Origin of the sequence: Streptomyces sp. BK208, assembly GCF_004364245.1 — a bacterium.
In the GTDB taxonomy this organism is placed as follows: Bacteria; Actinomycetota; Actinomycetes; order Streptomycetales; family Streptomycetaceae; genus Streptomyces.
In genome coordinates, this window is record NZ_SOAV01000011.1 from 158,300 (window position 1) to 184,862 (window position 26,563).

24 protein-coding genes are annotated in these 26,563 nt (G+C 73.6%); 10 read left to right on the forward strand and 14 right to left on the reverse strand.

The genetic code is table 11. The annotated features are described in order from the left end of the window. Nucleotides 1-20: 20 nt before the first annotated feature. The 5 genes from EV562_RS25755 to narI all read left to right on the forward strand — a co-directional run bounded on the left by EV562_RS25755 (nucleotide 21) and on the right by narI (nucleotide 7,535). Nucleotides 21-884, forward strand: a complete 864-nt coding sequence (locus tag EV562_RS25755; protein WP_133889240.1) for a helix-turn-helix transcriptional regulator — start codon at nucleotides 21-23, stop codon at nucleotides 882-884. Between the two features lie 142 nt (nucleotides 885-1,026). Beyond that, a complete protein-coding gene (locus tag EV562_RS25760) occupies nucleotides 1,027-4,722 on the forward strand; it encodes a nitrate reductase subunit alpha (RefSeq protein WP_133889241.1) in 3,696 nt (1,231 codons plus the stop codon). Beyond that, nucleotides 4,722-6,317: a nitrate reductase subunit beta gene (gene narH / locus EV562_RS25765; protein WP_133889242.1), complete on the forward strand. Its 1,596-nt coding sequence runs from the start codon at nucleotides 4,722-4,724 to the stop codon at nucleotides 6,315-6,317. The genes EV562_RS25760 and narH overlap by 1 nt, the downstream gene beginning before the upstream one ends. Before the next feature lie 4 nt (nucleotides 6,318-6,321). Next, nucleotides 6,322-6,816: a nitrate reductase molybdenum cofactor assembly chaperone gene (gene narJ / locus EV562_RS25770; protein WP_133889243.1), complete on the forward strand. Its 495-nt coding sequence runs from the start codon at nucleotides 6,322-6,324 to the stop codon at nucleotides 6,814-6,816. Then, on the forward strand, nucleotides 6,813-7,535 hold the full coding sequence (gene narI, locus EV562_RS25775; RefSeq protein WP_133889244.1) for a respiratory nitrate reductase subunit gamma: 723 nt from the start codon (nucleotides 6,813-6,815) through the stop codon (nucleotides 7,533-7,535). Before narJ ends, narI begins: the two co-directional genes overlap by 4 nt. Nucleotides 7,536-7,545: 10 nt before the next feature. Here narI and EV562_RS25780 read toward each other — a convergent pair whose 3' ends face one another. Together EV562_RS25780 and EV562_RS25785 are read right to left on the reverse strand one after the other, a co-directional pair. After that, entirely contained in the window at nucleotides 7,546-8,343 is a 798-nt protein-coding gene (locus EV562_RS25780; protein ID WP_133889245.1) for a hypothetical protein, read from the reverse strand. Next, on the reverse strand, nucleotides 8,340-8,825 hold the full coding sequence (locus EV562_RS25785) for a SigE family RNA polymerase sigma factor (protein ID WP_133889246.1): 486 nt from the start codon (nucleotides 8,823-8,825) through the stop codon (nucleotides 8,340-8,342). Before EV562_RS25785 ends, EV562_RS25780 begins: the two co-directional genes overlap by 4 nt. A 230-nt stretch (nucleotides 8,826-9,055) precedes the next feature. Between EV562_RS25785 and EV562_RS25790 the strand changes: the two genes are divergently transcribed. Then, nucleotides 9,056-10,198, forward strand: a complete 1,143-nt coding sequence (locus tag EV562_RS25790) for a hypothetical protein (protein ID WP_133889247.1) — start codon at nucleotides 9,056-9,058, stop codon at nucleotides 10,196-10,198. A gap of 105 nt (nucleotides 10,199-10,303) precedes the next feature. Here EV562_RS25790 and EV562_RS25795 read toward each other — a convergent pair whose 3' ends face one another. The 4 genes from EV562_RS25795 to EV562_RS25810 form a co-directional block, all read right to left on the reverse strand. Next, nucleotides 10,304-10,729, reverse strand: a complete 426-nt coding sequence (locus EV562_RS25795) for an OsmC family protein (protein ID WP_133889248.1) — start codon at nucleotides 10,727-10,729, stop codon at nucleotides 10,304-10,306. 185 nt (nucleotides 10,730-10,914) lie between these two features. Continuing rightward, a complete protein-coding gene (locus tag EV562_RS25800) occupies nucleotides 10,915-12,354 on the reverse strand; it encodes an amino acid permease (protein ID WP_133889249.1) in 1,440 nt (479 codons plus the stop codon). A gap of 80 nt (nucleotides 12,355-12,434) precedes the next feature. Further along, nucleotides 12,435-14,576, reverse strand: a complete 2,142-nt coding sequence (locus EV562_RS25805; protein ID WP_279588512.1) for a phage holin family protein — start codon at nucleotides 14,574-14,576, stop codon at nucleotides 12,435-12,437. Nucleotides 14,577-14,692: 116 nt separating this feature from the next. Then, on the reverse strand, nucleotides 14,693-15,094 hold the full coding sequence (locus tag EV562_RS25810; protein WP_133889251.1) for a hypothetical protein: 402 nt from the start codon (nucleotides 15,092-15,094) through the stop codon (nucleotides 14,693-14,695). Between the two features lie 84 nt (nucleotides 15,095-15,178). On the opposite strand from EV562_RS25810, the gene EV562_RS25815 reads away from it, so the two are divergent. Together EV562_RS25815 and EV562_RS25820 are read left to right on the forward strand one after the other, a co-directional pair. Continuing rightward, nucleotides 15,179-15,952, forward strand: a complete 774-nt coding sequence (locus tag EV562_RS25815) for an MBL fold metallo-hydrolase (protein WP_166661996.1) — start codon at nucleotides 15,179-15,181, stop codon at nucleotides 15,950-15,952. Continuing rightward, nucleotides 15,949-16,581 (forward strand): VTT domain-containing protein, encoded by a 633-nt coding sequence (locus EV562_RS25820; RefSeq protein ID WP_133889252.1) that lies wholly within the window; start codon nucleotides 15,949-15,951, stop codon nucleotides 16,579-16,581. Before EV562_RS25815 ends, EV562_RS25820 begins: the two co-directional genes overlap by 4 nt. A 66-nt stretch (nucleotides 16,582-16,647) precedes the next feature. Here the strand turns inward: EV562_RS25820 and EV562_RS25825 are convergent, their stop codons facing one another. The 7 genes from EV562_RS25825 to EV562_RS25855 all read right to left on the reverse strand — a co-directional run bounded on the left by EV562_RS25825 (nucleotide 16,648) and on the right by EV562_RS25855 (nucleotide 24,958). Next, nucleotides 16,648-17,688: an MBL fold metallo-hydrolase gene (locus EV562_RS25825; protein WP_133889253.1), complete on the reverse strand. Its 1,041-nt coding sequence runs from the start codon at nucleotides 17,686-17,688 to the stop codon at nucleotides 16,648-16,650. Beyond that, nucleotides 17,685-19,055, reverse strand: coding sequence for an aminotransferase class I/II-fold pyridoxal phosphate-dependent enzyme (locus EV562_RS25830; protein WP_133889254.1), 1,371 nt, complete (start codon nucleotides 19,053-19,055; stop codon nucleotides 17,685-17,687). The genes EV562_RS25825 and EV562_RS25830 overlap by 4 nt, the downstream gene beginning before the upstream one ends. Before the next feature lie 177 nt (nucleotides 19,056-19,232). Next, nucleotides 19,233-20,189 carry a hypothetical protein gene (locus EV562_RS25835; protein ID WP_133889255.1) on the reverse strand — a complete coding sequence of 319 codons (957 nt, stop codon included), beginning with the start codon at nucleotides 20,187-20,189 and terminating at the stop codon, nucleotides 19,233-19,235. A gap of 188 nt (nucleotides 20,190-20,377) precedes the next feature. Then, nucleotides 20,378-21,178, reverse strand: a complete 801-nt coding sequence (locus tag EV562_RS25840) for an RNA polymerase sigma factor SigF (protein ID WP_133889256.1) — start codon at nucleotides 21,176-21,178, stop codon at nucleotides 20,378-20,380. A gap of 286 nt (nucleotides 21,179-21,464) precedes the next feature. Beyond that, the gene (locus EV562_RS25845) at nucleotides 21,465-21,881 is read right to left on the reverse strand and encodes a VOC family protein (protein WP_133889257.1); all 417 of its coding nucleotides are present in this window, start codon (nucleotides 21,879-21,881) and stop codon (nucleotides 21,465-21,467) included. Nucleotides 21,882-22,077: 196 nt separating this feature from the next. Next, nucleotides 22,078-22,494, reverse strand: a complete 417-nt coding sequence (locus EV562_RS25850) for a helix-turn-helix transcriptional regulator (RefSeq protein ID WP_133889258.1) — start codon at nucleotides 22,492-22,494, stop codon at nucleotides 22,078-22,080. A gap of 73 nt (nucleotides 22,495-22,567) precedes the next feature. Further along, nucleotides 22,568-24,958, reverse strand: a complete 2,391-nt coding sequence (locus EV562_RS25855; RefSeq protein ID WP_133889259.1) for an excinuclease ABC subunit UvrA — start codon at nucleotides 24,956-24,958, stop codon at nucleotides 22,568-22,570. 183 nt (nucleotides 24,959-25,141) lie between these two features. Here EV562_RS25855 and EV562_RS25860 point away from each other — a divergent pair, with 183 nt between their 5' ends. After that, nucleotides 25,142-25,540: a DUF2795 domain-containing protein gene (locus tag EV562_RS25860; protein ID WP_133889260.1), complete on the forward strand. Its 399-nt coding sequence runs from the start codon at nucleotides 25,142-25,144 to the stop codon at nucleotides 25,538-25,540. Between the two features lie 73 nt (nucleotides 25,541-25,613). Then, entirely contained in the window at nucleotides 25,614-26,153 is a 540-nt protein-coding gene (locus EV562_RS25865; protein WP_133889261.1) for a type 1 glutamine amidotransferase domain-containing protein, read from the forward strand. Nucleotides 26,154-26,259: 106 nt separating this feature from the next. Here EV562_RS25865 and EV562_RS25870 read toward each other — a convergent pair whose 3' ends face one another. Continuing rightward, nucleotides 26,260-26,538 carry a DUF6158 family protein gene (locus tag EV562_RS25870; protein WP_133889262.1) on the reverse strand — a complete coding sequence of 93 codons (279 nt, stop codon included), beginning with the start codon at nucleotides 26,536-26,538 and terminating at the stop codon, nucleotides 26,260-26,262. Between the last annotated feature and the right edge of the window lie 25 nt (nucleotides 26,539-26,563).

Consider the following 26,563-nt stretch of genomic DNA (forward strand, 5'->3'; position numbering starts at 1 on the left):
GCGCGTTGGGGAGGCGGGGCGTGAGTGAGCGGCGGGCCGCACCCACCGTGGGCCAGGTGGTCCTGGGCAGGCGGCTGCAGGAACTGCGGGAGACGGCGGGCCTCAGGCGCGAAGAGGCGGCCCAGGTGCTCCGGGTGGCACCGGCGACCGTGCGGCGCATGGAGACGGCCGAGGTCGCGCTGAAAATACCGTACGTCCAGATACTGCTGACGGCGTACGGCGTCGCCTCCGACGAGGTCTCGGCGTTCGTCGCGCTCGCCGAGGAGGCGAACCAGCCGGGCTGGTGGCAGCGGTACCACGACGTGCTGCCGGACTGGTTCAGCCTGTACGTGAGCCTGGAGGGCGCCGCGCGGATCGTCCGTTCCTACGAGCCGCACTTCGTGCCGGGGCTGCTGCAGACCGAGGACTACGCGCGCTCGGTCCTGGAGGCCGGCACGATCGGCAGCGCGGGCGGGGACGCGGTGGAGCGGCACGTCTCCCTGCGCATGGAGCGGCAGCGGCTGCTGGAACGCCCGGACCCGCCCCACCTGTGGGTGGTGATGGACGAGACGGTGCTGAAGCGGCCGGTGAGCATCGACGGCCGGGTGATGCGCGAGCAGCTCGACAAGCTGCTGGACTTCGCCGTCCGGGACCGGGTGACGCTTCAGGTCGCCGAGTTCGAGGACGGTCCGCACCCCGGGACCTACGCACCGTTCACCCTGTTCCGGTTCGCGGAGCCGGAGCTGCCCGACATGGTGTTCACCGAGTACCTGACCGGCGCCCTGTACCTGGACTCCCGCACCGAGGTCTCGGCGCACCTGGAGGTCCTGGACCACATGACGGCCCGCGCCGCCTCGACCCAGCGCACCGAGAAGATCCTGCGCGCCTACCGCGAGACCTTCTGACCCGGCCCCCTCCCGAGGACACGGCGGCCCGCCCGCCCCGTGACCCGTACGGGCGCCGCGAACAGGTGCGCTCCCCCGCCCGCCCCTAGGTTCGGGAACCAGGGCCGGCAAGCACCAGCGACTGGTGAGCAAGGGAGCGCACGTGACCGACACGCGGACACCGCCCACCGAGCCGGGCGCGGCGCTGCTGCGCGCGGGACGCTTCTTCCGGCCGGGCACCGCCGCACCCGACCTGCACAGCATCGGACTGGTCGGCGGCCGGGAGTCGGACGCCTTCTACCGGGACCGCTGGAGCCACGACAAGGTCGTGACGTCGACGCACGGCGTGAACTGCACGGGGTCGTGCCGCTGGAACGTGTTCGTGAAGGACGGCATCATCACCTGGGAGACCCAGGCCACGGACTATCCCTCGGTGGGCCCGGACCGCCCCGAGTACGAGCCGCGCGGCTGCCCGCGGGGGGCGGCGTTCTCCTGGTACACCTACTCGCCGACCCGGGTGCGCTACCCGTACGTGCGCGGGGTGCTCCTGGAGATGTACCGGGAGGCGAAGGCCCGGCTGAAGGACCCGGTGCTGGCCTGGGCCGACCTCCAGGGCGACCCGGAGCGCCGCGGGCGCTACCAGCGGGCGCGCGGGAAGGGCGGCCTGGTCCGGGCGAGCTGGGACGAGGCGGTGGAGATGGTCGCCGCCGCGCACGTCCACACCATCCGCACCCACGGCCCGGACCGGATCGCGGGCTTCTCCCCCATTCCCGCGATGTCGATGGTGTCGCACGCGGCGGGCGCCCGCTTCCACTCGCTGATCGGCGCCCCGATGCTGTCGTTCTACGACTGGTACGCCGACCTGCCGGTGGCGTCCCCGCAGGTCTTCGGCGACCAGACGGACGTGCCGGAGTCGGGCGACTGGTGGGACGCGGCGTACCTGATCATGTGGGGCACGAACGTGCCGGTGACCCGTACGCCCGACGCGCACTGGATGGCGGAGGCCCGCTACCGGGGCCAGAAGGTGGTCGTGGTCTCGCCCGACTACGCCGACAACACCAAGTTCGCCGACCAGTGGCTGCACCCGCACCCCGGGTCGGACGCCGCGCTGGCGCTGGCGATGGGGCACGTGGTGCTCAGGGAGTTCTTCGTCGACCGCGTCACCCCGTTCTTCGACGACTACGTGCGGCGCTTCACCGACCTGCCGTTCCTGGTGACGCTGACCGAACGGGACGGCGCGCACGTCCCGGACAAGTTCCTGCGCGCCGCGGACCTCGGGCAGGGCGGCGAGGACGCCCGCTGGAAGACGGTCGTGCTGGACGAGGCGACGGGCCGCGCGGTCGTCCCGAACGGCTCGCTGGGCTTCCGCTGGAACGAGGCCGACCGGGGGAAGTGGAACCTGGACCTGGGCGACGTACGCCCCCGGCTGAGCCTGCACGGGCACGAGATGGCGTCGGGCGTGGAGGTGCTGCTCCCCCGCTTCGACACCGAGGGCGGCCCGCACGGGCAGGGGCGCGGGGAGGTGCTGCGCCGGGGGGTGCCGGCGACCCGCCTGGGCGGGGCGACCGGGCCGCTGGTGACGACGGTCTTCGACCTGCTGCTCGCGCAGTACGGCGTGGCGCGGCCGGACGTGCCGGGCGACTGGCCGGCGTCGTACGAGGACGCGAAGGCGCCCGGGACGCCGGCCTGGCAGGAGACGCACACCTCGGTCCCGGCGGCGGCCTGTGTGCGGATCGCCCGGGAGTTCGCGCGGACGGCGGAGCGGTCGAAGGGCCGCTGCATGATCCTGATGGGCGCGGGCACCAACCACTGGTTCCACTCGGAGACGATCTACCGGAGCTTCCTGGCGCTGCTCCAGCTCACCGGCTGCCAGGGCCGCAACGGCGGCGGCTGGGCGCACTACGTCGGGCAGGAGAAGTGCCGCCCGGTGACCGGCTGGGCGTCGCTGGCCGCCGCGTCGGACTGGTCGCGCCCGCCGCGCCAGGCGATCGGCACCGGGTACTGGTACCTGCACACCGACCAGTGGCGCTACGACCGGTTCCGCGCCGACGTCCTCGCCTCACCGCTGGGCGAGGGCCGGCTGGCCGGGATGGCGGGCGCGGACTGTCTGGCCCTGTCGGCGCGCACGGGCTGGATGCCCTCGTACCCGACCTTCGACCGCAACCCCCTGGAGCTGGGCGAGTCCTTCGGCGACCCGGTGGCGAACGCGGTGGCCGAACTGCAGGCGGGCACCCTCAAGTTCGCCGGCGAGGACCCGGACGCGCCGGAGAACTGGCCGCGGATCGTGACCCTGTGGCGGGCCAACCTGCTCGGTTCCTCCGGCAAGGGCGCCGAGTACTTCACCAAGCACCTGCTGGGCACCCAGTCCTCGCTCCGCGCCGAGGAGGCGGCTCCCGGCGAGCGGCCCCGCGACGTGGTCTGGCACGAGGAGGCTCCGGAGGGCAAGCTCGACCTGCTCCTCTCGCTGGACTTCCGGCACACCTCGTCGACGCTGCTCTCGGACGTGGTGCTGCCCGCCGCGACCTGGTACGAGAAGCACGACCTGTCCAGCACGGACATGCACCCTTATGTGCACGCCTTCTCCCCGGCCGTGAGCCCGCCGTGGCAGGCGCGCACCGACTTCGACACCTTCAAGCTCCTCGCGGAGAAGCTGAGCGAGCTGGCCGAGGACCACCTCGGGGTGCGCAAGGACCTGGTGGCGGCGCCGCTCCAGCACGACACCCCGGGCGAGATCGCCCAGCCGGGCGGCGTCGTACGGGACTGGCGGCGCGGGGAGTGCGATCCGGAGCCCGGCAGGACCATGCCGAACCTGGTGGTCGTGGAGCGCGACTACACGGCGGTCGGCGCGAAGTTCGCGGCGCTCGGCCCCCTGGTCGAGGCCAAGGGGCTGCCCGCCAAGGGCATCACCCTGAAGCCGGACGAGGAGGTGGCGCGGCTGCGGGACCTGAACGGCACGGTGCGCGACGGTCCGGCCGCCGGGCGTCCGGCCCTGGACACGGCGGTGAAGGCGGCCGACACCATCCTGGCCCTGTCCGGCACCACCAACGGCCGCCTGGCCACCCAGGGCTTCCACACGCTGGAGGAGAAGACCGGGCAGGCGATGGCCCACCTCGCCGCCGAGCAGGAGGGCAAGCGGATCACGTACGCCGACACCCAGGCGGCGCCGGTCCCGGTGATCACCTCCCCGGAGTGGTCGGGCAGCGAGGCGGGCGGACGCCGCTACACGGCGTTCACGCTCAACACCGAGCACCTCAAGCCCTGGCACACCCTCACCGGACGGCAGCACTTCTTCGTCGACCACGACTGGATGCACGAGCTGGGCGAGGCGCTGCCCGTGTACCGGCCGCCCCTGGACATGCACCGGCTGTTCGGTGAACCGCGGCTCGGGTCCGACGGGCACCACGAGGTGACGGTCCGCTACCTCACCCCGCACAACAAGTGGTCCATCCACTCCGAGTACCAGGACAACCTGTTCATGCTGGCGCTGTCCCGGGGCGGCCAGACCATCTGGATGTCCGCCGAGGACGCGGCGGCCATCGGGGTCGCCGACGACGACTGGATCGAGGCGGTCAACCGCAACGGCGTGGTCGTGGCCCGAGCGATCGTCTCGCACCGGATGCCGGCCGGCACGGTCTTCATGCACCACGCCCAGGAACGCACGGTCAACGTGCCGCTCGCGGAGACGACCGGCAAGCGCGGCGGCGTGCACAACTCGCTCACCCGCCTCCTCCTCAAGCCCACCCATCTCATCGGCGGCTACGCCCAGTTGTCCTGGGCCTTCAACTACCTCGGCCCGACGGGCAACCAGCGCGACGAGGTGACGGTCATCCGCCGCCGCTCCCAGGAGGTCGAGTACTGATGCGTCCGATGGCCCAGGTCGCGATGGTCATGAACCTCGACAAGTGCATCGGGTGCCACACCTGCTCGGTCACCTGCAAGCAGGCGTGGACCAACCGGCGCGGCATGGAGTACGTCTGGTTCAACAACGTCGAGACCCGCCCGGGACAGGGCTACCCGCGCCGCTACGAGGACCAGGAGAAGTGGCGGGGCGGCTGGGAGCTGAACCGGCGCGGCGCGCTGAGACTGAAGGCGGGCGGCCGGTTCAAGAAGCTCGCCGGGATCTTCTCCAACCCCCGGCTCCCCGAGATCAAGGACTACTACGAGCCCTGGACGTACGACTACAAGAACCTCACCGACGCCCCGCTCGGCACGGACTACCCCGTCGCGCGGCCGGTCTCGCAGCTCGACGGAAAGCCGATGAAGATCGGCTGGTCCTCCAACTGGGACGACAGCCTGGGCGGCGCGCCCGCCTACGGCGACCTCGACCCGATGGTGGAGCGCACCCGGCAACAGGCGTCGGAGAAGGTGCGCTTCGCCTACGAAGAGACCTTCATGTTCTATCTGCCGCGCATCTGCGAGCACTGCCTCAACCCGTCGTGCGTGGCCTCGTGCCCGTCCGGGGCGATGTACAAGCGCGCGGAGGACGGCATCGTCCTGGTCGACCAGGACCGCTGCCGGGGCTGGCGGATGTGCGTGACTGGCTGCCCGTACAAGAAGGTGTACTTCAACCACCGCACCGGCAAGGCAGAGAAGTGCACCTTCTGCTACCCGCGCATCGAGGTCGGCCAGCCCACGGTCTGCTCGGAGACCTGCGTGGGCCGGCTCAGGTACCTGGGCGTGGTCCTCTACGACGCGGACAAGGTGACCGAGGCCGCCGAGACGCCGGACGAACACGACTTGTACGAGGCTCAGTTGGGTGTCTTCCTGGACCCGGAGGACGCGCAGGTGCGGCGCGCCGCCGAAGAAGCGGGCATCCCGTTCGACTGGATCGAGGCGGCCCGGCGCTCCCCCGTGCACGCGCTGGTGAGCAGGTACCGCGTCGCGCTGCCCCTGCATCCGGAGTACCGCACGATGCCGATGGTCTGGTACATCCCGCCGCTGTCGCCGGTCGTGGACGCGCTGACGGAGACCGGGCACGACGGCGAGGACGCGGACAACCTGTTCGGCGCGATCGACACGCTGCGCATCCCGCTGGAGTACCTGGCCGAGCTGTTCACGGCCGGCGACACCGGCCCGGTGCGGGCGTCGCTGGAGAAGCTGGCGGCGATGCGCGCCCACATGCGGTCGGTGAACCTCGGCGAGGACCCGGACCCTGCGGTCTGCGCGGGCGTCGGCATGCGCCCCGAGGAGGTCGAGGAGATGTACCGGCTGCTGGCGATCGCCAAGTACGAGGAGCGGTACGTGATCCCGACGGCGGCCGTCGGGGACGCGCACCGCCTGGAGGCGTCGGCGCTGCCGGACACGTGCAGCCTGGACACCGACGGCGGCCCGGGCATGGGCGGCGACGGACCGTTCGGGCAGGACTCGGGCCGCAAGCGGCTGCCGCTGGTGCCGGTGGAGAACTTCCACATCCTGCGCAGACGGCAGACCGCCGACGACGAGCGGGAGGTCTGAACCGATGCCAGGATTCGAGGTGCTGTACCAGGCGGCGGCGCTCTGTCTGACCTATCCCGACGACGGCTTCCGCGCCCGGCTGCCCCTGCTGCGCGAGGCGGCGCCGCAGTTGCGCGGCTTCACCGACCACGCGGCGGTGACCGGGCAGGGCGCACTGCAGGCGCACTACGTGGAGGTCTTCGACTTCAGGAACCGGCACAGTCTGTACCTGAGCTGGTGGACCGACGGCGACACCCGCAACCGCGGGATGTCCCTGGTCCGCTTCAAGGAGCTGTACCGCGCGCACGGCCTGGAGTTCACCGGCGAGGAGCTGCCGGACTTCCTGCCCGCGGTCCTGGAGTTCGTCTCCCGCACCGGGGACATGACCATGCTCACCGAGCACCGCGACGCCCTGGACCAGCTGCGTTCCCGGCTCACCGCCTTCGGCACGCCCTACGCGTGCGTCCTGGACGCGGTGTGCGCCACCCTGCCGCCCGCACCGATGGGAGCCCGCCGATGAACGTCTTCCTGTGGGGCGTGCTGCCCTACGCCGCCTTCGCGCTGCTGATCGCGGGCCTGGTCTGGCGGCACCGCTACGACCGGTTCGGCTGGACGACGCGTTCGTCGCAGGTCTACGAGTCGAAGCTGCTGAACATCGCGTCGCCGGTCTTCCACTACGGCATCCTCTTCGTGCTCGCCGGCCACCTGATCGGGCTGTTCGTCCCGGCGTCCTGGACGCGGTCGATCGGCATCAGCGAGCACGCGTACCACCTGTTCTCGCTGTACGGCGGCACCGCCTCCGGGGTCCTCGCGGTCGCCGGCATCGCCATCCTGATCTACCGGCGCCGCACCAACGCGCCGGTGTTCCGCGCCACCACGGCCAACGACAAGCTCATGTACGTCTTCCTGCTCGGCGCGCTGCTCCTGGGCATGATCGCCAAGCTCTCCGACACCTCGGGCAACGGCTACGACTACCGCAGCACCATCGCCCCCTGGTCGCGCAGCCTGTTCACCCTGAACCCGAAGACCGAGCTGATGGAGGGCGTGCCGCTGCTGTACCACGTGCACGCGGTGGTCGGGATGGTGCTGATCGCCCTGGTGCCCTACACCCGTCTGGTGCACATGTTCAGCGCCCCCCTGCAGTACCTGACCCGGCCCTACGTGGTCTACCGGTCGCGCGACCCCAGACAGCTGGGGCCGCGCCCGGACCGGAGGGGCTGGGAGCGCGCGGGCTCCTGACCCGTGCCGCCTACCTTCCCGCCACCGGTTCCGGTCGCAGCACCAGGGCGCGGAGCTGCTCACGGGTCAGGGGCGGGGTCCGCAGCAGGGGTCCGAGCCGGCCGTGGCCGCGGTAACCGGCGCTGTCGCGGACGAACAGGGTCCGGCCGTCGGGGAGCACGAGCCGGGCGGTGAGTTCCTCGCCCCACTCCAGGCCGTCCTCGTTCCGCTCCCGCGGCTGCCGCCAGATGGTCAGCACCCGGCCGCCGGCCAGTTCCTCGCGCACGCAGTCGGTGCGGGGCGGCTCCGTCCCGGTCCGCGCGCAGAGGTCCGCGGCAGGGCCCTGCCCGTCGGGGAACTTCGCCTCCAGGTACTTCCGGTCGTGCAGGGCGACGCCGAGGTAGCCGACGCCGTCCGGCCGGCGGAGGGCGTACCAGCCGTCCAGGGCGCCCCGGGTCTCCCCGCCGGTGGCGGTCTTCCGGTCCGCGCCCTTCAGCAGCGCGGCCAGGGAGATCTCCTCGACCTCACCGGCGCCGGCGGGCAGCAGCCCTGCGAGCCTCCGCTCCCGCCCGGAGCCACCGGTCGGCTCGGCGTGCGTCGGAGGGGCGGCGGCCGATGCCCGGTCCGCCCCGCCCGAGGGCACGGCGGACACGGTGAACAGCGCGCCGGCCACGACGGCCAACGCCCCGCCGGCCACCACCGCGCGGCGCCTTCGGCGCACTCGGGACGCCCGGGCGAACACCACCGCCGTGTCGAACGAGGGACCGCCGGCCCTCTCGGCGGCCCGGGCGAGCAGGTCCCGCACCTCGTCGTCCCTGACGTCGCTCATACGAACTCCTTCCCCACCACGGCGCGGAGCGCCGCCAGCCCGCGGGCGGTGTGGCTCTTCACCGTGTTCTCCCGCATTCCGAGCACCGCGGCGGTCGCCTCGACGCTCTGGTCCTCCCAGTAGCGCAGCACCAGCACGGCCCGCTGCCGCGGGGTGAGGCCGGCCAGCGCCGACCGCACCACCATCCCGGTCTCCGAGTCGGACTCGGGAGCGGCCTCTTCCGGCAGCTCCCCGTACGCGTGTTCACGCCGCCAGAACCGGCGCCTGCCCTCGATGAAGGTGTTGAACAGCGTCTTGCGGGCGTACGCCTCGACGTTGTCCAGCCTCTGCAGGCGCCGCCAGCCGAGCACCACCTTGACCAGGGTCGTCTGCACCAGGTCCTCCGCCTCGTCGCGGTTGCCGCACATCAGGAAGGCGCTCCTGAAGAGCGCCAGGCGTCTGTCACGCACGAAGTCGTGCAGCGCGTCCTCACCGCGGTCCACCCCGCCCCCTCTCCCCGGCCGCCCGCGCGGACGGTCCCACCGTTCAAGTGCGGTGGCCCGCCCTCCCGGTTGCGGTCCGGGCAGCCGAATCGGGCGGCGGAGGAGTCGACGGCCGCCGCAACGTGCCGCCCCCGCCACCGCACTGAGAAGGAGTGCAGACGTCGGACACCGAGACCGCAGCGGGAGAAGTCAGTATGAGTGGAACACGCCTCCGAACGAGAACCGCCGTCGTGGCTGTGGCCCTGGCCGCGGTCACCGTGCCGGCCGCCACGGCGCACGCCGACGCCCGGTGGTCCGCCGCGGACCTGACGTGGGTGGGCGACGCGGCGCTGACCGGCGTCACCAGGGTGGACGGCGACAGCACCTGGGCCTACGGGGTACGGGTCGGCCAGGAGGGCAGGACCCGGCCCAGGACGCCGCTGCTGCTCGCCCACGACGACGGCGAGAAGTCCTGGCGGGAGATCCCGATGCGGGGGTTCGCCGACCCGTCCAACCAGATCAGCGCGATCGACGCGGTGTCGCGGGACGACGCCTGGATGGTCGGTGCGTACGAGGAGTCCCGGGGCGTCTTCCTCACCCAGCACTGGGACGGCACCGAGTGGCGGGTGGTCGACGCGCCGGCGCCCGAGGGGACGGAACTCGCCGGCGCCGGGCTGCTGGACGTGTCGGCACGGGCCCGCGACGACGTGTGGGCGGTCGGCTGGCTCATCGTCGTCGACAGCGAGGTACCCGACCCCGACAAGCCCGGGGGGACGATCCAGGAGACACACGCGGAGGCGATGATCCAGCACTGGGACGGCGGGGCGTGGCACCTCGTGCCCGTGCCGGACGCCGTCTCCCTGTGGACGAACTCCGTCACCGCCCTCGCCGACGACGACGTGTGGGTCTCCGGTTACACCTCCGCGGACCAGCCGGCGATGCTGCACTACGACGGGACGTCCTGGTCCCGTGTGCCGGTCCCCTACGACGGGGTCAACGGCGAACTCGTCGACCTGGAGGCCCGCGGCCCGGACGACGTCTGGGCGGCGGGCCGGAAGCTGAACGACGACGAGGACACGGGGCACGCGCTGCTCGCGCACTGGAACGGCCGCTCCTGGAAGCAGGTGCCGTCGCCCGCCGGCGCCGGTCGCGTGAACGACCTGACTCTCGCACCGGGAGGAGTGGCGGTCGCCGGGGAACAGCGGGACGGCACACCGTACGTCATGCGGCTGCGCCGTGGCCGGTGGTCGCAGGCGTCCGTCCCGCCGGGCGGTGCGGAGGGCACCCGTTTCCTGAACGCAGTGGCCTGGACCCCGCAGGGCGTCACCGCCGTCGGGTACGAGGAGAGGGCGACGGGCCTTCCCGGCCCGTTGCTGCTGACCGGCGGGCGCTGACGTCGCAGGGCCCGGCGGGTCCCCGCACGACGGTGCGGCGGCGCCGGGCCGTCCGCACCCCCCGACCCGGGACGTGGGCGTGCCGGAGGGCGCGGGGCGTCCGCGTCAGGCCAGCTTGGCCGACAGGGTGATCGTCGTGCCGGTCAGGGCCTGGCTGACCGGGCAGTTCTTCTTGGCGTCCTCGGCGGCGACGACGAACGCGTCGTTGTCGAGGCCGGGGACGGTGCCCTCCACGGTCAGGTGGATGCCGGTGATGCCCTCGCCGGGCTGGAAGGTGACGTCGGCGGAGGTGGTGAGCCTGGTGGGCGGGGTGCCGGCTCCGGCCAGGCCGTTCGACAGCGCCATGGAGAAGCAGCTGGAGTGGGCGGCGGCGATCAGCTCCTCCGGGCTGGTCTTCCCGTTGGCCTTCTCGGCACGCGACGGCCAGGAGACGGGCTGCTCGCCGATGCCGGACGAGTCGAAGGTGACGACACCGTTGCCCTCGAGCAGGTTGCCTTCCCAGACGGTGTGTGCGGAGCGCGTGGTTGCCACGGCGGGTCCTCTCGAATTCGCTTGCTGTACTGGGGCGGTGGTAGCCCGTGCCCGGGTTCCCGCCCCCATCCGATCACACTCCTGCTCGGCGCACCGGGAAGACCGGCCTTCGGGCGGGCCCGGGGGACGCGCTCGACGCGGGGAGCGGCGGGCCAGGAGGCAGTGGTGTCCCCGCGGCGACCGGGTCAGGGTGCGGTGGCCGCCTCCGCGCGCCGCCTGCGGGCGGCCATCACCGCGTACACCAGCACTCCCGCGAAGAGGAACAGCACGCCCTGGTAGACCGCCGCGTAACCGGCGCCCGCGACGAGCCACAGGGAGAAGGCCGCCGCGACCGCCGCGATCACCCCGTCCCGCACGAGCCGCGCCCGGTCGACCTTCTCGCCCTGCCCGGAGACCAGGTGGAAGATCTGGGCGGCCGCGGCGAGCAGGTACGGCACGGTCGCGGTGAAGGTGGTGACCAGGACGAGGACCTCGAAGACCTTCGCCGAGCCCGACGTGTAGTTGTAGACGGTGAGCAGGGAGGCGAGGACGACGGTGACGGCGACGCCGGTCGTCGGGACGCCGCGCCGCTTGCGCGCGAAGGCGGCGGGGAAGAGGCCGTCCCGGGCCGCCGCGTACGGGGTCTGGGCGCTGAGCAGGGTCCAGCCGTTGAGGCAGCCGGTCATCGAGACCAGGGCGGCCAGCGCGACGGCCCAGCCGCCCCAGGCGCCGCCGAACATGGCGTTCACGGCGTCCGAGAAGGGCGCGTCGGAGGTGACCAGGCGGTCGTGGGCGACGGTGCCGAAGACCGAGAGGGTGCCGAGAAGGTAGACCAGGGCGGCGCCCGCGGTGCCGATGACCGTGGCCCGGCCGACGGTGCGGCGGGGGTCCTTGACCTCTCCGGCGCTGACGGCGGCGGACTCCACGCCGAGGTAGGAGAAGAGCAGGATCGCGGCGGCGGCGGAGACCGCGCCGATGCCGCTGGAGCCGCTCGCGTTGAACGGGCCGAGGTTGTCCGGGTCGAAGAAGAACAGCCCGCCGACGGCGACGAGCAGCAGCGGCGCGAACTTCAGCACGGTCGAGACGAGCTGGACGGCGCCCACGTAACGGGTGCCGGCGAAGTTGGCGAGCGCCGGCAGCCACTGGACGACGAGCGCGGCCAGACACGCGGTCCAGCGGTGGTCGTTCACCGGGATCAGGACGTCGAGGTAGCCGACGGCGGCGACGGCGAGGGCCGCGTTGGACACCCAGGTGGTGATCCAGTACGCCCAGGCGGCGAGGAACCCGGCGAAGTCGCCGAAGGCCCCGCGGGCGTAGACGTAGGGGCCGCCGGTGCGCGGGTCGCGGGCGGCGAGGCGGCCGAAGACCAGGGCGAGCGCGATGGCGCCGACGGTGAGGACACCGAAGGCGAGCAGGCTGACGGTGCCGAAGGGGGCGACGGACGCCGGGAGCAGGAAGATGCCGCCGCCGATGATGTTGCCCATGACCAGGGCGGTGGCGACGGGCAGCCCGAAGCGGCGGGCGTGCCGGCCGGGACCCGGTGCGGGGTCGGTCGGTCCTGGGCGGGCGGGGTGGCCGATGTCGGGGGCCGCGGGGGTCTCCTGCGGTTCCGGAGCCGGTGGGGGGACGGACCCGGGGACGTGCATGGGGTGGTGTGCCTCTCATGGAACGGACCCGGGATCGCCGGGCCAGGCCATGGTCGGGCACGTTCCCGATCCGCGCCAAATCAGGCGGTTTTGTCCTGCACGAACCCGTCCGCGACGGGAAAAGGTGCGCCCTCGACCACGTTCGGCCGCAGATCGTCCGCGCCCACGGGCACCTGGGGGCCGTTCGACTCGCGCAGCCAGTCGCGGAGGATCCCGTGGATCCGCTCGGCGCCGACGATCTCCTCGCCCTGCTCGGCCGGGGCGGACAGCACGGTCGGCGACAGCAGGAAGGCGCGCGACTGGGGGCCGCCGAGTCCGCCGTGGGAACCGATCTGCTCCTCGAAGGCGAGCACCTCGCCGTCGGCCGGGTCGTGGAAGGAGTTGACCATGATGTCGGCCGTGTGCGGGAAGGAGTGCGTGCGGCGTACGGCGTCGGCGGCGCCGGGGCCGAAGGGGGCGAGCGGCCCGGGGTCCCGGTCGAGCCGGTCCAGGGGGACCTCGGCGCCGCGCGCGCCGAGCACGACACCACCGTGTTCCTCGCTGCACACCAGCAGGAAGCCGACGCCGGGGTGGTTGGCGAGGGTCGGCAGCAGGGCGGGGTGGCGGGCGTCGATCTCCTCCCGCGTCATCCGGTGCGGTACGTCCGGGAACGAGACCAGACCGAGGTTGCCGGAGGCCAGCACGATCGGCTCGGAGCGGCGCCCGGTGGGGGTGTCGGCGGGCCGCTGCTGTTCGGCGCCCTCCTCGACGGGGCGGTGCAGGGCGGCCCGCACGGTGTTGCGCGCCTCGGCGCCGCTGCGGGTGCGCCGGGCGCTGCGTGGCACGGGCAGTCCGCAGCCGGCCCGCACCAGGTCGGCGAGGGTGAGGCCGTAGCGGGCGCGGAACGTCTCACCGGGGCTCTGGCCGTGGTCGGAGAGGACCACGATCCGGTAGGGGCGGGGGGCGTGGTCGGCGACGTTCTCGATCAGGGCGAGCGCCCGGTCGAGCCGCCGGAGGACCTTGGCGGCGTCCCGGCTGCCCGGCCCGGAGTGGTGCGCGACCTCGTCGTAGGCGACCAGGTCGGCGTAGACGGCGGTGCGGCCGGCGAGCATGTCGCCCATGACCGCGGCGACGACGACGTCGCGTTCGACGACGGTGGCGAAGGCGCGGACGAAGGGGTAGAGGCCGCCCCGGGAGACGCGCGGGCGGACCTTGTGGACGCGGGCGCGGGTGGACTGGCCGATCTCCCGGCCCACCTCGGCGACGAAGGACATCGCGGTGCGCACCGCGTTGGCCGGGTCGGAGAAGTAGGCGAAGTAGCCGGACCTGGAGCGGGTCTCGCGGCTGCGGCGGCGGGTGGCTATGGACAGCACGAGTGCCTGTTCGTCGGCGCCGCCGCCGAACAGGTTGCCGCGGCTGGCGCCGTCGAGGCTGAGCAGTCCGCCGTCGCCGGTGCGCCGGACGGCGCGGTACTGCAGTTCGGCGGCGCTGGTCGGACGGTTGCAGACCATGACCTCGCCGCTGTCCTTCTCGTACCAGCGGAAGGCGGGGACGTCGTGGTTGCTGCCGTGCAGGATGCCGAGCTGGCTGGCGCCGGTCTGGCTGGACCAGTCGGTGCGCCACAGGTCGAGGCGGTGGGTGGCGGAGGCGCCGTCGCGGCCGAGCCAGCGGGCGACGGTGGGCATGACGCCGCGGTCGACGGCGTCCAGGAGGACGTCGTGGCCCACGCCGTCCAGCTGCAGGAAGACGGTGCCGGGCCCGGCCGGGCAGGGCGGCCCCGATCTGCGGCGGCGGTCGGCGAGTCGGTAGAGGCGGCTGCGGTAGGCGTCGTCGTCGCGCACGGCCAGCGCGCCGCCGGTGGCGGAGGCGACGGCGGACATGACGGCGGCCACCACGACCGCCGTCTCGGGGGCGACGCCGCCGCGTCCGGCCGGGTTCACGTCGATGGCGAGGAGCAGCAGCCCGCCGTTGAGGAAGAAGACGAGCAGACCGAGGACGAGGGCCGGCACGAGGAGCAGCAGGCGGACCAGGAGCGGCCAGACCAGCGCGGAGAGCAGACCGAAGGCACCGGCCCCGACCGCGGCGGTCATGGCGATGTCGGTCGCGCTGTCCCCGTCGGGCGACTGGAGCCGGAAGTCCGGCAGGATCCCGGCGAGCACGAGCATGGTGAGAGTGGACACGGCCCACACCGCGACACTCCGCCCGATCTGGCTGGCGACCCGGCGCCAACGGCCTCCACTCACGCTCCGCACACCTCACGTCCCCGGCCCGTCGTCCGTGCGGGCCGCCCCCACCCTGCCACAACGCTCCGGAGCGCCCGTTTGTCCCCCCGGGTCCGGTTCACACCCCGGGCCGGCGGTCAGCGCCCGTCGTACCCGGCCGTCGGCATCGACAGTCTGCGGTGCACGCAGGCCTTCATCCGGGCGTCGTAGGAGGGTTCCGCGTGACCGGCGGTCTCGACGCGGACGCCGCGCCGCGCGCACTCCGCGGTGAAGGCGTCGACGGAGGACAGCGCGCTCTCCAGCACCCGCAGGCTGGGCGCCACGAACAGGTCGTGGCCCGGCCGCACCCCGTCCCACAGGGCGTCGTGGTCGGGCCGCAGGCCGCACACCAGCAACTGCCGGGCGACGACGTATCCGTGTTCGGCGGCCCAGCGGGCGCACATGGCGTGCTGGCTGCGGGAGTCGACCAGGAAGGGGTCGTCGTCCAGCTGTTCCAATGGCGTCAGACTCGCGATCGCCGTCACCCGCACCGGACCCATGGTGTCCCCCCTCACCTCCCTTTTTCGCCGCTGACCCTACTCCTGGACGTAGGCTGCGGGGAGTCGCGCGAAGGAGGCAAAGGGGTGCCGGTGGAGCTCACGTGGTGGGGTCACGCCACCTGCACGGTCGAGGACTCGGACATCCGGGTGCTCACCGATCCTCTGTTCGTACACCGGCTCGCCCACCTGCGCCGCAGACGGGGCGCGGTGCCGCCGCCCGAGGCGTGGCGTGCGGACGTCACGCTCGTGTCCCACCTGCACGCCGACCACCTGCACGTGCCGTCGCTCGCGCGGCTCGCGCCGGGCACGCTCCTGCTCGTGCCCCGGGGCGCGCGACGGGCGGTGCCGGGGCTGCGCCGGCTCGGGCACCTGGAGCTGACCGAGGTGGCTCCCGGGGACGAGACGACCGTCGGTGATCTGCGGATAAGGGCGGTGCCCGCACGGCACGACGGGCGGCGGCTGCCGGTCGGACGGCACCGTGCCCCCGCGCTCGGCTTCGTCGTCGAGGGCGAGGGCCGGACGTACTTCGCCGGGGACACCGGGCTGTTCGACGGCATGGAGAAGGAAGTCGGGCCGATCGACGCGGCGTTGCTGCCGGTGGGCGGCTGGGGCCCGAACCTGGGTGCGGAGCACCTGGACGCGGGCCGGGCGGCCGAGGCGCTGGCCCGGCTGGCGCCGCGCGCCGCGGTGCCGGTGCACTACGGCACGTACTGGCCGATCGGAATGAACGCCGTGCGCCCCCATGAGTTCCACACGCCGGGACAGGAGTTCGTGCGCCTGTCGGCGCTGCGTGCGCCGGGGGTCGCGGTGCACCGGCTGGGGCACGGCGAGAGTGTGCGGGTGGAGGTCGCGCGGTGAGCTGGCTGGGGGCCGCGGCGCTGAACATACCGACGGAGCCGACGCAGCAGGCGTTCGGCTACCCGTCGCTGTTCCTGCTCGTGCTGATCGGGGCGCTGGTGCCGGTGGTGCCGACGGGCGCGCTGGTCAGTTCGGCGGCGGTGGTGGCGCTGCACCAGACGCTGCCGTTCGCCATGCTGATGGTGTTCGTGACGGCGTCGCTGGCCGCGTTCGCCGGGGACATGGCGCTGTACTGGCTGGGCCGGCGCGGCGTGGGCTCGAAGAACGGTTCGCGCTGGCTGGAGGCGATCCGCCGCCGGGCACCGGAGGACCGGCTGGAGCAGGCCGAGGAGAAACTCGCCGAGCACGACGTCGCGGTCCTGGTGCTCTCCCGGCTGGTGCCGGCCGGCCGGATACCGGTGATGCTGGCCTGCCTGCTCGCCGAGTGGCCGCTGCGCCGCTTCGCCCGGGGCAACCTGCCGGCCTGTCTGGCCTGGGCGCTGACCTACCAGCTGATCGGCGTTCTCAGCGGCGCCCTGTTCAGCAGGCCCTGGGAGGGGGTGGCCGCGGCCATCGCCCTCACCGTCCTGGTCGGCGGGGCGCCGGGGGTGTGGCGCCGGTTCCGGAGGCCGGCGAAGGCGAAGGCGTAGGCCCAGGCGCAGGCGCCGGGCGGTCCGCCGGTACGGGGGCGCGGGCGGGAGCGCGGGAGGGGAACGTCACTCCAGTACCCGGGAGCCGCCGACCGGCAGGTCCCACAGGCGGTCGCGGGCCAGGCCCGCCTGCTCCCAGGCGGCGCGCACGCGGGTGAGGGGTTCCAGGACCGGTTCCGCGGACAGGACGAAGGTGCCCCAGTGCATGGGCGCCATGTGGCGCGCGCCGACGTCCTGGGCGGCCCGTACCGCCTCCTCCGGGTCGCAGTGCACGTCGCTGAGCCACCAGCGGGGGTCGTAGGCCCCGATGGGCAGCAGGGCGAGGTCGATGCCGGGGTAGCGGCGGCCGATCCGGGTGAACCAGTGGCCGTACCCGGTGTCACCGGCGAAGTAGACGCGCCGGCCGTCGGGGTCGGTGAGCACCCAGCCGCCCCACAGGGTGCGGCACGTGTCGGTGAGGCTGCGCTTGGACCAGTGGTGGGCCGGGACGAAGTCGAACCGGACCCCGTTCAGTTCGGTCGCCTCCCACCAGTCCAGCTCGGTGACGCGGGTGAAGCGGCGGCGGTGGAACCAGCGGCCCAGACCGGCGGGCACGAGGACGGGGGTGTCGCGCGGGAGCCTGCGCAGGGTGGGGGCGTCCAGGTGGTCGTAGTGGTTGTGGCTGATGACGACGGCGTCGACGCGCGGCAGCGCGCTCCAGGGGACGCCGACGGGGGTGATCCGGGCCGGGGTGCCCAGGATCCGGCGGGACCAGACCGGGTCGGTGAGCACGGTGAGGCCGCCGATCCGCACCACCCAGCTGGCGTGTCCGGCCCAGGTGACGGCGACGGTGCGCGCGTCCACGTGGGGCAGCGGCCCGGGGGCGTAGGGCAGCCGCGGGATGTCGGCGAGTCCGCCGGGGCCGGGTCTGACCGCGCCCTCGCGGGCGAACCGGGCGAGGGCCTTCAGGCCGGGCAGCGGAGCGGTCAGCCGGTCGTGGAAGGTCCGCGGCCACACCCGGCGCTCGGCCGGCGGCCGGGGCCGGGCGAGCGGCGGGCGGTCGGGGGCCGTGTCGGTGTGCTCGGCGGACGTGGAGGTGCTCGTCGTCGACCGGGGCTGCTGCGTCATCGAGGGGGCTCCCATCGCTGAGCGTCGCGGAGACCGTCGAAGACCGCCTTCAGACCGGTCAACGCGCTTCGTACGTGTGGCAGTTCCAACGGGTCCGGGGAGGTGAGGGCTTCCGTACGCCGCTCGTCGGTGCCCGCGTCGAGCAGGGGGCCGGTGGCGAGCCGGACGCGCAGGGCCGGCAGGTCGTCGCCGAAGCGGTGGCCGCCGGGGGCGGGCAGGCCGAGCCGGGCGGTGAGGAAGTCCTCCAGTTCCTGGGCGTCGCCGACGCCCTCGGCTCCGAGGGAGTCGCGCAGCGGGCCCAGGTCGACGTACAGGTGGCGGCCGGCCTGTGGGGGGCGGGCCATGGCGCCCGCCGCGACGACGGTCTCGTGCACGGCGGCGGCCAGGCGCGCGTGCAGACCCACCGAGGCCGCCCGCCGGGCGGTGACCGGCTCGGGTTCGTCGAGCGCGTACCCGGCCGCGGCGGCGACGGGTGCGGCGACGCGGGCGCCGAGCGCGGTGAGCACGTCGAGCACGCGCGCGTGCAGACCGTCGCCCGCGGCGGAGGCGGGGAACCGGGCGACGGCGGCCGGCCAGGCGGCCGGCAGCAGCGAACCCGCCAGGTCGGTGACGACGGTGACCCGCTCGGGCAGCATCTCGGCGGGGCTGAGGATCACGGTGGCGTGCGGGTCGTGCAGGGTGTCGCGCCAGGTCTCGTCGCTCACCAGGTGCAGCCCTTCGGCGGCGGCGACCTCGACGGTCTCGTGCAGCAGCTCGGGGGGTGCGACGGTACCGGTGGGGTCGTCGGCGACGGACAGCACGAGCAGACGGGGACGGCCGCCCTCGGCGCGGACCCGGCGGACGGTCTCCAGGAGCGCGTACGGGTCGGGTACGCCGCCGGACTCGGCCGGGGTGGGCACGCGGAAGACGGGCCGGCCGAGCAGCCGTGCGTACGGCGCCCACCAGGCGGCACAGGGACGGGGCACCAGGACGTCGCCGCCCAGCGCGGCGGTCAGCGCCAGCAGCAGGGCGCCCGCGCCGGGGGCGGCGGCCACGTGACCGGGCTCGGTGGTCAGGCCGCGCCGGTCCCAGTAGCCGCACGCGGAGTCCAGGAGGGCGGGGGCGCCGCCGGCCGGTTCGCCTCGGGGGCGGCCCGCGGCGGCGGCGAGCACGGCGGCCGGTTCGGGCAGCACCGGCAGCCCGTCGTCGGGGAAGTCCGGGCCGTACCGGACGGGACCGTGCCCGGCGGGGCGGGAGCCCTCGCCTGCGCCCGGGCCGGGAGGGCCGGCGGGCGGACGGCGGCCCGAGAGGCCCGCGGCCGGACCGCCGGGCCCCGCCACCGGACCGTCGGGTCCTGTGGCCGGGCCTTCGGCGTCCGTGCGCCGCATGCGTACCTCCGCGCGGTCCGTACCGTCTGTCCGTCCGTGCCGTGCCTGTTTCCGTCGTCCCGTCAGCCCGCCCGCTGCTCGCCGATCCCTGTACTCACGTACCCACCGTGGTGCCCCGCCATGGCTCGGGCCGGCTTTGGCTTGCCGTGGCACGGGCGCACCGGCGCCCGTGCCCGGTCAGCGTTCCCCGTCCTCCCCGCGCAGGCGCAGCCGCAGCCGGTGGGCGGCGGCGCCGCACGCGCCCGCGATCAGGACGGCCCCGGCGACCAGGGCGGGCACGGAGTCGCCGAAGGTTCCCCCGGCACCGGCCCGCACCCCGTGTTCGGCCTTCGCTCCACCGCAGGAGGTGCCCTGCGGCGAGGACCCCTCGTGCGAGGTGCCGGTTTCGGGGCACGGCGGCTCGGTGGGGGCGCAGGACGCGCCGTGCGGGGAGGCGCCCGTGCGCGGGGCGGCGGGTTCGCGGCAGGCCGGCTGGGCGGTACCGGTGCCGCCCTCGTCCGGCACGGTCATGGTCGCGCTCCAGGGGTCCTCGCCGCCGGAGGCGTCCGGGCAGGCCCCGTCGACGGTCCAGTCCTCGGCGCCGCCCGTACCGTCCGCGGCGCCGCCTTCGGTACCTTCCGTGCCCGTCGCCTCCGGGTCCGCGGGATCTCCCGGATCCGCCGGATCTACCGGGTCGGCCGGGTCCGCCGGGTCGGCCGGGGCCGCCGCGAAGTCCTCGGCCGGGGCTATGCGTGCGGTGCCCCGGTAGGCGGGCCCGGACGTCGTTCCCGCGTCGTCCGCCACCTTGCGCAGGGCGACGGTGCCCTCCTCGAAGGCCGGGGAGGTGGCGTCGAGGCTCGCCGGAGCGGCCCCGCCGGTCGGGCCGCACGAGACGGAGACGGTGACCGTGTCGCCCGGGGCGGCGTCCGCCGGGCTGACCTGTGCGGCGGCTCGTCCGGCGGCCGGAGGGAGGTCCTCCTCCGCGCCCGGCGGGGGCACGGCCGACGGGTCGCCGGCCGAGGGCGGGGAGGCGGGTTCCCCGGCGTCGGCGGGAGGTGGCGGCACTCCCGGGTCGGCCGCACCGGCCCCCGCACAGACACCGAGGGCGGCACTGGCCAGGACGGCGACGGACAGGGCGCGGGCGGTGCGGCGCATGGGACGGGCTCCTTCGAGCGACGGCTGCGGGGGCACGGCACTCGCGCCCTCGGGCCATCACAGCCCGCCCGGCGGGGCGACGCCCGTCACCGTGCGCCGTTCGCGCTAACCCACCGTCCGGGCGGGTGAGCGGGAGGTTTCGGGACGCCCGGCTCCCACGGTGTGCCCTCCCGCGCTCGCCGCCCGCCTCAGGCGCCCGGTTCCGGGTCCCGCATCACCTGTTCGCGCACCCGGTCGCAGCAGCGGGTGATCAAGCGGGAGACGTGCATCTGGGAGATACCGAGCTGTTCGGCGATGCGGCTCTGCGTCATGTCGTCGAAGAAGCGCATGTAGAGGATGGCGCGCTCGCGCGGGGGCAGGGCGGCCAGCCGGTTCTTGACTGCCTCGCGGTCGACGACCGTGTCGAGGGCCGGGTCGGGGGCGCCGAGCGCGTCGCCGAGCGAGTAACCGTCCTCGCTGCCGGGCAGTTCGGCGTCCAGGGAGAGGGCCGTGAAGCTCTCCAGGGCCTCGAGGCCGGCCCGGACGTCCTCCTCGCTCAGGTCGGCGTGCTCGGCGATCTCCGCGACGGTGGGGCTGCGGCCCGAGACGGTCTGCGACAGGTCCTGGCGGGCGAAGCGGACGCGGTTGCGCAGTTCCTGCACCCGGCGCGGCACGTGCAGGGTCCACATGTGGTCGCGGAAGTGACGCTTGATCTCGCCGGTGACCGTCGGCACGGCGTAGCTCTCGAAGGCGTTGCCGCGCTCGGGGTCGTACCGGTCGACGGCCTTGACGAGGCCGAGGGCGGCGACCTGCCGCAGGTCTTCGTAGCTCTCGCCGCGGCTGCGGAAGCGTCCCGCCAGCCGTTCGGCCATGGGCAGCCAGGCCTCCACGATCCGGTCGCGGACGGCGTCGCGCTCCGGACCGTCGGGCAGGGTGGCCAGCCGGCGGAACGCGTCGGCGGTGTCGGGGGCGTCGTCGTGCGGGTGCTTCACACTGGCGTGGATCGGCATGTGCGTCGCAACTCCCTCGGAGTGCGGGGTCCCGTCGCCGTGCCGGACGATGATCCGTTCGGCGGGACCCGCACGGGGGGCCGGGTTCTGGCGGTATCCGGCTCACGGTGCGGGCGGCACCGGTACGACGACGCGGGCCCTGGAGGTCGGGCGGTCACCGTGGGAGGACGTCCAGCCCGCTCGGACGCATCCGGGGCGGCGCCGCGCCGCTCCCACGGACGTGCCTCCTGTCCGAAGCACTGAACTTGCGCCTGCCCCCTGCCTCCCACGGCAAACACCCGACTTCTCAGCCCTTGCGCGCCTGGTGGAAGCGGATCATGTTGCCGGCCGGGTCGCGGAAGGCGCAGTCGCGGACGCCGTAGGGCTGGTCGACCGGTTCCTGGAGGACCTCGGCGCCCGCGGCGCGGAGGTGCTCGAAGGTGGCGTCGACGTCGTCGGTGCTGAGGATGACGCCGCGCAGGTGGCCCTTGGCCAGCAGTTCGGCCATGGCCTTCCTGTCGGCGGCCGACGCGTTCGGGTCGGCCAGCGGGGGTTCGAGGACGATGTCCACGTCGGGCTGGGCCGGGGAGCCGACCGTCACCCAGCGCATACCCTCGAACCCCACGTCGTTGCGGACCTCGAGGCCGAGCACGTCCCGGTAGAAGGTGAGCGCCTCGTCGTGGTCGTCGACGGCGATGAAGCACTGCGAGAGGTTGATGTCCATGCACGTCACGCTACGGGCGGTGGTGCGGACGTCGCTTCTCCGTTCCTGACCGACTCGCAATCCCCGAACGGCGTCCCGCCCCCGACCGACTCGCGGTCGGCCGGGCGAGGCGGTCGCCGGCCTCGGGGCGGCGAGGGCACCCGTCCGACGCCCCGTCCGACGCCCGTCCCTCGGTCGGTCCGGTGCCGCCGGCCGGTCAGCTCTTGCGACCCGGCTCCCCGTTCCGCACCGGCCGGGTGTGGACCCTGGCGACGCAGGCCGGGACGGCGGCGCCGTCGGAGTGGTCGCGGTCCCGGTAGGCGCTCGGGCTCTCCCCGACCAGTTCGGTGAAGCGCGAGCTGAACGATCCCAGCGAGGTACAGCCCACCGCGAAGCAGACCTCGGTGACGCTCAAGTCGCCGCGCCGCAGCAGCGCCATGGCGCGTTCGATGCGGCGCGTCATCAGGTAGCTGTACGGCGTCTCCCCGTACGCGGCGCGGAAGCTGCGGGAGAAGTGGCCGGCCGACATGAGGGCGACGCGCGCCAGCGCCGGCACGTCGAGCGGCTCGGCGTACTCGCGGTCCATCAGGTCGCGGGCCCGCCGCAGCCGGGCCAGGTCCTCCAGCGTCGTCACCCGGTCACGATCCCACAGCGCCGGACGCCCCGGAAAGGGCTTCCGGCGCCGAGGGGCGCGGCCGCCGTCGGCCTCAGGCGCCGACGTAGGCGGCGAGGTGCTCGCCGGTGAGGGTGGAACGGGCGGCGACGAGGTCGGCCGGGGTGCCCTCGAAGACGACCCGGCCGCCGTCGTGTCCGGCACCGGGGCCGAGGTCGATGATCCAGTCGGCGTGCGCCATGACGGCCTGGTGGTGCTCGATGACGATGACCGACTTCCCGGCGTCGACGAGGCGGTCGAGCAGGCCGAGCAGCTGCTCGACGTCCGCGAGGTGCAGCCCCGTGGTGGGCTCGTCGAGGACGTAGACCCCGCCCTTCTCGCTCATGTGCGTGGCCAGCTTGAGCCGCTGCCGCTCGCCGCCGGACAGCGTGGTGAGCGGCTGGCCGAGGGTGAGGTAGCCGAGCCCGACGTCGGAGAGCCGCTGGAGGATCTTGTGCGCGGCCGGGGTGCGCGCCTCCCCGGTGCCGAAGAACTCCTCGGCCCGGTCGACCGGCATCGCCAGCACCTCGCTGATGTCGCGGCCGCCGAAGCGGTACTCCAGCACGGCGGGCTGGAACCGCTTGCCCTCGCAGTCCTCGCAGGGTGCGGCGACGCCGGCCATCATCGCCAGGTCGGTGTAGATGACACCGGCGCCGTTGCAGGTGGGGCAGGCGCCCTCGGAGTTGGCGCTGAACAGGGCCGGCTTCACGCCGTTGGCCTTGGCGAAGGCCTTGCGGATCGGGTCGAGCAGTCCCGTGTACGTCGCCGGGTTGCTGCGCCGCGAGCCCTTGATGGGGCTCTGGTCGACCGATACGACGCCGGCACCGGCCGGGACCGAGCCGTGGATCAGGGAGCTCTTGCCGGAGCCCGCCACGCCGGTGACCACGCAGAGCACGCCGAGCGGGACGTCGACGTCGACGTCCTGGAGGTTGTGCCGGCGGGCGCCGCGGATCTCCAGGGCTCCGGTGGGCTTGCGGACCGACTCCTTGAGGGCGGCCCGGTCGTCGAGGTGGCGGCCGGTGACGGTGTCCGCGGCCCGCAGCTCCCCGACGGTGCCCTGGAAGCAGACGGTGCCGCCTGCCGTGCCGGCGCCCGGGCCGAGGTCGATCACGTGGTCGGCGATCGCGATGGCCTCCGGCTTGTGCTCGACGACGAGGACGGTGTTGCCCTTGTCCCGCAGGCGCAGCAGCAGGTCGTTCATGCGCTGGATGTCGTGGGGGTGCAGTCCGACGGTGGGCTCGTCGAAGACGTACGTGGTGTCGGTGAGCGAGGAGCCGAGGTGGCGGACCATCTTGACGCGCTGTGCCTCGCCGCCGGACAGGGTGCCGGCCGGCCGGTCGAGCGAGAGGTAGCCGAGCCCGATCTCCACGAAGGAGTCGAGGGCGTCCCGCAGGGCCGTCAGCAGCGGCGCCACCGAGGGCTCGTCGAGGTCGCGGACCCATCCGGCCAGGTCCCGGATCTCCATCGCGCAGGCGTCGGCGATGCTGATCTTCCCGATCCGGGACGACCTGGCGCCCTCGCTCAGCCGGGTGCCCTCGCACTCGGGGCAGGTGGTGAAGGTGACGGCCCGCTCCACGAACGCCCTGATGTGCGGCTGCATCGCCTCCTTGTCCTTGGACAGGAACGACTTCTGGATCTTCGGGACGAGGCCCTCGTAGGTGAGGTTGACGCCGTTGACCTTGACCTTGACCGGTTCGCCGTAGAGGAAGTCCCGCAGTTCCGTCTCGGTGTAGTCGCGGATCGGCTTGTCCGGGTCGACGAAGCCGGACTGGGCGTACACCTGCACGGTCCACTGGCTGTCCGACTTCCAGCCGGGGATGGTGAAGGCCCCCTCGGCGAGCGACTTGGAGTCGTCGTAGAGCTGGGCGAGGTCGATGTCGGAGACGGTGCCGCGGCCCTCGCAGTGGGTGCACATGCCGCCGGTGCGCTGGAAGGTCGCCTTCACCGCCTTCCTGGCGCCCCGCTCGACGGTGATCGCGCCGCTGGCCCGGACCGAGGCGGTGTTGAAGGAGTACGCGCTGGGCGGGCCGATGTGCGGGTCGCCGAGGCGGCTGAAGAGGATGCGCAGCATCGCGTTGACGTCGGTGGCGGTGCCGACGGTGGAGCGGGGGTCGGCGCCCATGCGCTGCTGGTCCACGATGATCGCGGTCGTCAGGCCGTCCAGGACGTCCACCTCGGGCCGCGCGAGGGTGGGCATGAAGCCCTGCACGAACGCGCTGTAGGTCTCGTTGATCAGCCGCTGCGACTCGGCGGCGATCGTGTTGAACACCAGCGAGCTCTTGCCCGAGCCGGAGACGCCGGTGAACACCGTCAGCCGGCGCTTGGGGATCTCGACGCTGACGTCCTTGAGGTTGTTCTCACGGGCGCCGTGCACACGGATCAGGTCGTGGCTGTCGGCGGCGTGCGAACCGGACGCCCGCGGGTCCGTCCTCTTGGCGCTGCTCATCGTCTCTCCGTCCGTCGGGGGCTCGTCGAGGTGACGCCCTCGGTGCCTGGTCACACGCTAGAGGGGACGCCGCGGCCCGCGCTTCTCGATTCCTGATCCGGTGGAAATCGGAACGGACCCGTCCGTGTCGGCCCGCGGTGTCCGGGTACGCGGTCGGCACCCGTTCAGGATGTGGAGGGAGACATGCAGCGAGGCAGCGACCGGATGAGCGTCCACCGCGACGACGAGATGAAGCACGAACTGCAGGGTCTGCTCCGGTCCGGGCACTCCACCCGCACCGAGGAGTGGAACGACCCGGAACCGGCCGCCGAGGACGACCCGGACGTCACGTACGGACCGGTGACGCCGGGCCGCGGACCAACGTACCTGGAGGCCCTGCGGCTGGAGCTGGCCCGGAACCTGACCCGGGGCAGCTTTCCCGCGGGACCGCGGGAACTGACCCGCACCCTGCGCCGGGGCAACGCGCCGGACGCCCTCGTCGAAGGGCTGGACCGGCTGCCGCACAAGGCGCGCTACGACAACGTCCAGGAGCTGGCGGTGGCCCTCACCGAGAGCGGCCCGTCCGGAGCCTCCGGCACGTGAGGACCCGGTACGTGAAGACCCCTCCGGTACGTGAAGACCCCTCCGGTACGTGAAGGAAGGAAATCCGAACTCCATGCGCATCGCATTTCTCACCGCGCCCGAGGGCGTGGAACAGGTCGAACTGACCGAGCCGTGGAAGGCCGCGAAGGACGCCGGTCACGAGCCGGTGCTCGTCTCCACGCAGTCCGGTGAGGTCCAGGGCTTCAACCATCTCGACAAGGCGGACACGTTCCCGGTGGACGAGGTGGTGGGCAGCGCGTCCGCCGACTCGTTCGGCGGCCTCGTGCTGCCCGGCGGGGTGGCGAACCCGGACTTCCTGCGGACCGACGAGAAGGCCGTGTCGTTCGTCAGGGACTTCTTCGAACAGGGCCGGCCGGTTGCGGCCATCTGCCACGCGCCGTGGACCCTGATCGAGGCGGACGTGGTCCGCGGCCGGACTGTGACCTCCTGGCCGAGTCTGCGGACGGATCTGCGCAACGCGGGCGCCACGTGGGTCGACGAGCAGGTGCAGGTCTGCGACAAGGGCGGCAACGTCCTGATCACGAGCCGCAAGCCGGACGACCTTGCGGCGTTCTGCGAGACCTTCCTGGCCCAGTTCGCCAAGGCGGGCTGAGCCGGGCGGCCGACGCGCCGGTCCGGGGGAACCGCCGGGCCGACGGGACCGCATCGACCTGCGGGCCACCGGTGACGTACCGATCGCCGGTGGCCCGCGGCCGTGCTCAGCCGCCGGGCGCGGCGCCCTGGCCGCAGCCGCGCTCCCGGGCGCCCTCGCGGGTGCGGCCGGGGGCCACCGGGCGCCTGGGGTTGCGGCGCAGCCACTCGCCCTCCAGCCCGGCCATGCGGTCGTTGTGGGCCCGCAGCGCGTCGTTCGACCCGTACAGCAGGGTGTCGTGGCGCGTGCGGTGGATGGTCTCCAGCTCTTTCATGAGCTGCTGGTCGTCCAGTCTGCCCGGGTCCACTCCGGTCACGGTGTCGTCCCGCGTGTCGTGTTCGTTCATGCGTCCCGGGTACCCGCCCCGCAGC